Raw genomic sequence first — 3,309 nt, forward strand, 5'->3', positions numbered from 1 at the left:
GCGAGACGCTGGAGGTGAAGTTCAAGGGCCACTCGATCGCCGACGTGCTCGACATGACGGTGGAGGACGCCGCGGGCTTCTTCGCCAACGTGCCGCCGATCCGCGACAAGATGGCGATGCTGGTCGAGGTCGGGCTGGGCTACGTCAAGGTCGGGCAGCAGGCGACGACGCTCTCGGGCGGCGAGGCGCAGCGGGTGAAGCTCGCCAAGGAACTGTCGCGTCGCGCGACGGGGAACACGCTGTATATCCTCGACGAGCCGACGACGGGGCTGCACTTCGAGGACGTGCGCAAATTGCTCGAGGTGCTGCATGCGCTGGTGGAGCAGGGCAACACCGTGGTGGTGATCGAGCACAACCTCGACGTGATCAAGACCGCCGACTGGATCATCGATCTCGGCCCCGAGGGCGGCGTCAAGGGCGGCGAGATCGTCGCGGTCGGCACGCCCGAGGAGGTGGTGAAGGAGAAAAGGAGCTTCACCGGGCGGTATCTCAAGCCGCTGCTGGGGAAGCGCGGGGCCGGGGTGAAGGCGGAGGCCGAGGCGGCGGAGTAATGCCGCACCGGCCCGAGCTGCTGCGCGCGTTGGCGTTGCTCGCGCGAGTGAATGAGGCGATGCGGGCGCGCGGCCTGCCGCGGCCGATCCTCGTCGGTGGGGCCGCCGCCGAATATTTCTCCGGTAGCGCGCTGATGACCGGTGATCTCGACCTCACGTCGCCGGTTCAGGCCGAGCTCGAGGAGGAGCTGGTACGGCTCGGGTTCGTCAGGCCAGCGGGAGTGGGTCATACGCTAGGCTGGCTCCACCCCGACCTCCGGCTCGGCGTCGAGGTGGTCGCCGCCACGCCGTTCGGCGGCGCCAATGATCGGAGCCGCTTGCTCTTGGTCAGCGGGCTGGCACCCGAGGCCGCCTTCGCGATCATCCCGGTGGAGGACCTGATCGCCGACCGCATGGGCCAATATGTCTCCGGGACCGCACCCGAGATGCTGCTCCAGGCGCGAACCTTGTTCCGGCTTCATCCCGACCTCGATCGAGTCTATCTGGAAGAGCGTATCCGCCGCGAAGCGGGAGACGATCATGGCGTCGCCGACCTCGAAGACTGACATCGCGGCCGACTGGCAGGGTCGTGTGATCGCGCACGACGATCTCGTGTCCCGTCTGTCGGTGCGACGGGAAGAGCTCGGCGAGCCGGACATGCCGCGAAACGCCGGCAACCGACGATCGACGAGCAAACGGGCGCTCCTTGAGGCGCTTCATCAGCTCGGGGCAGACTGGTAGACACGTCATCACGGGGGTCGAGCCGCAGCGTCATCTGCTGCTTGGCGCGAGCGGAGCGGCGATCGCCCAGCGCGGGTCGGCGCTTCGTTCGCCGAGCGAACTGCTCGAGCCTCGCCGATCTGGGATCGTGGCGAGATTGTGCAACTTACGGGTTTGATGACCGTGTTCCGGCGAACGCCGGAACCCAGGGCCGAGCAGAGCAACATCTTGCAGCGTGTTGAACCCTGGGTTCCTGCTTCCGCAGGAGCACATCGCAACGATCCCCACCCTGGGGCCATGCGCCGCGGCCGAACGGCGAGCGCGCTTTCGCGCATCGCCGCCGTCCTGTATGATGCGGTGATGCCGAAGCTACCAGCCGACACGGTCACCGTGTCGCCGCACGACGAGGCCGCCGCCTATGACGCGTGGTTCCGCGCCAAGGTCGAGAAGGCGATGGCCTCGACCGAGCCGGGCATCCCGCATGAGGAAGTGATGGCGATGGCGCGGGCGATCATCGAACGGCATCGCGGGAGATAATGCTCCCACTCGTCTGAGCGTACGATGCCACGCCGACCGGCTCGCTATGTCCGACTATATCGGCCGGACCACACGCTCGACGGAGAACGCGTCGCCGCGATCACGATCGATCCGGCAGCGGCGCATGCTGTTTCCAGACGACGAGCGGCGCCTCGGGCGCGGGCCAGAGCGTCAGTCGATAATGGTCGTCGCCTTCGAGCCCGTTCTCGCTGAGCGTGTCGAGACCGGCCATGCAGACCCGAACACGATAGCTGCCCGGCGCGACCGGGATCCGGTCGATCGGCTCTTCCTGCCAACCTTCTAGCTCCAGCTCGCCCGACGGTAGCGCCAGGCTGACGTCGACAACATGATCCCACTCGGTGGGATCGGGATCGGCTGGCGCAGCGTCGCATAGGTCGAGTACGACCGGCACTGTCATGTTGCGGACTGGCATGATGAGGACCACGTGCGGCGCCACCTTGACGTGCCGCGCGCATTCCTCATCGGTGAAGGCGCCGAGATCGTCGGGATGGTAGCGCCCGTCCCAAAGGTAGAACTGGAAATAGTCGGCGAAGATCTCGTAGCGTCTCAGCTCACCCACCATCAGCCCCGCGCACGCACTATTCTGCCGAACGACGGGTCGGCCGAGCGGACGCTGCAGTTCGACATCACAGCCCCGCCGCCTTCCTCAAAGCGTCGTTGATCCGCCCCTGCCACCCCGGCCCGTCGGCGCGGAAGCGCTCGACCACGTCGGGGTCGAGCCGCAGCGTCACCTGCTGCTTGGCGCGCGCGCGCAGCGGAGGGCGCCCGCGCACCACGCCGTTCGGGCCGAGATAGCCCGTCGCCGGGCGGATGACCTTGCCGCCGATCGAGAACTCGGCGATCTCGAACATCTCGTCCGTCCACTCCGGCGCGTCATCCGCCGGATCAAGCGAGCTTTCCGCGGTATCGTGCTTGTTCTCGCTCATTGGCCTTCCTCATCGACAGGACACGACGGCCACCTTCGGCCTCGATCCAGATCACCACGACCATTCGGTCATCCAGCAGCCCGATCGTCGACCACCGCACCTCCGGATAATCGAAGCGGTCATCTTCGAACTCGAATTTCGGCGCGTCGAACACCCGGGCGGCGTCGGCGAAATCGAGTCCGCGTTCCCTCAGCGTGGCGGCGCGTTTCTCCGGATCGAAGCTGATCTCCATCCCTACATTATGTAGCTACATAATCCGCGACAAGCCCTCAGCGTGCCTTTCGCTGACCCATCACGGCGCCCCCTGTCCTACACCCTCCAACACCGCGCACCCTTGCCGCCTCCCCCAGCCGCAGCGAGCCGCGCCCATGACCGTCATGTCGCCAATGGAAGGCATCACCGCCCCCGCTCGCCGGGCCGAGACGCCACCCGCCCCCGCCGCCGACCCGCTCGCCACGCCGTTCACCGCCTCGCGCCGCGCCGACGGCTGGTCCGCCGAGCGCCAGCGCGCCTTCCTCGAAGCCATCGCGGAAGGCCACGGCGTCGAGCGCGCCGCCGCGCGGGTCGGGCTCTCC

General features: G+C 67.4%; 8 protein-coding genes. 5 read left to right on the forward strand and 3 right to left on the reverse strand.

Annotation, left to right across the window (positions count from 1 at the left end; all coding sequences use genetic code 11):
• From QZ753_RS05440 to QZ753_RS05455, 4 genes are all read left to right on the forward strand, one after another.
• Window positions 1-551, forward strand: a 551-nt coding sequence (locus tag QZ753_RS05440; protein WP_294641671.1) for an ATP-binding cassette domain-containing protein, incomplete at its 5' end; no start/stop codon positions are given.
• Window positions 551-1,096 (forward strand): hypothetical protein, encoded by a 546-nt coding sequence (locus QZ753_RS05445; protein ID WP_219748805.1) that lies wholly within the window; start codon window positions 551-553, stop codon window positions 1,094-1,096. The genes QZ753_RS05440 and QZ753_RS05445, both read left to right, overlap by 1 nt.
• A complete protein-coding gene (locus tag QZ753_RS05450) occupies window positions 1,071-1,271 on the forward strand; it encodes a hypothetical protein (RefSeq protein ID WP_219748929.1) in 201 nt (66 codons plus the stop codon). The genes QZ753_RS05445 and QZ753_RS05450 overlap by 26 nt, the downstream gene beginning before the upstream one ends.
• Window positions 1,272-1,427: 156 nt before the next feature.
• Window positions 1,428-1,787: a hypothetical protein gene (locus tag QZ753_RS05455; RefSeq protein WP_294641676.1), complete on the forward strand. Its 360-nt coding sequence runs from the start codon at window positions 1,428-1,430 to the stop codon at window positions 1,785-1,787.
• 100 nt (window positions 1,788-1,887) lie between these two features.
• On the opposite strand, the gene QZ753_RS05460 is transcribed toward QZ753_RS05455, so the two are convergent.
• From QZ753_RS05460 to QZ753_RS05470, 3 genes are all read right to left on the reverse strand, one after another.
• On the reverse strand, window positions 1,888-2,367 hold the full coding sequence (locus tag QZ753_RS05460) for a hypothetical protein (protein WP_294641678.1): 480 nt from the start codon (window positions 2,365-2,367) through the stop codon (window positions 1,888-1,890).
• 67 nt (window positions 2,368-2,434) lie between these two features.
• Window positions 2,435-2,734, reverse strand: a complete 300-nt coding sequence (locus QZ753_RS05465) for a BrnA antitoxin family protein (protein WP_294641680.1) — start codon at window positions 2,732-2,734, stop codon at window positions 2,435-2,437.
• Window positions 2,694-2,966: a BrnT family toxin gene (locus tag QZ753_RS05470; RefSeq protein WP_294641682.1), complete on the reverse strand. Its 273-nt coding sequence runs from the start codon at window positions 2,964-2,966 to the stop codon at window positions 2,694-2,696. Before QZ753_RS05470 ends, QZ753_RS05465 begins: the two co-directional genes overlap by 41 nt.
• 136 nt (window positions 2,967-3,102) lie before the next feature.
• Between QZ753_RS05470 and QZ753_RS05475 the strand changes: the two genes are divergently transcribed.
• Window positions 3,103-3,309 (forward strand): hypothetical protein (locus tag QZ753_RS05475; protein WP_294641684.1); only part of this gene is annotated, 207 nt, incomplete at its 3' end.

This window comes from uncultured Aureimonas sp. (genome assembly GCF_913775355.1).
In the GTDB taxonomy this organism is placed as follows: domain Bacteria; phylum Pseudomonadota; class Alphaproteobacteria; order Rhizobiales; family Rhizobiaceae; genus Aureimonas.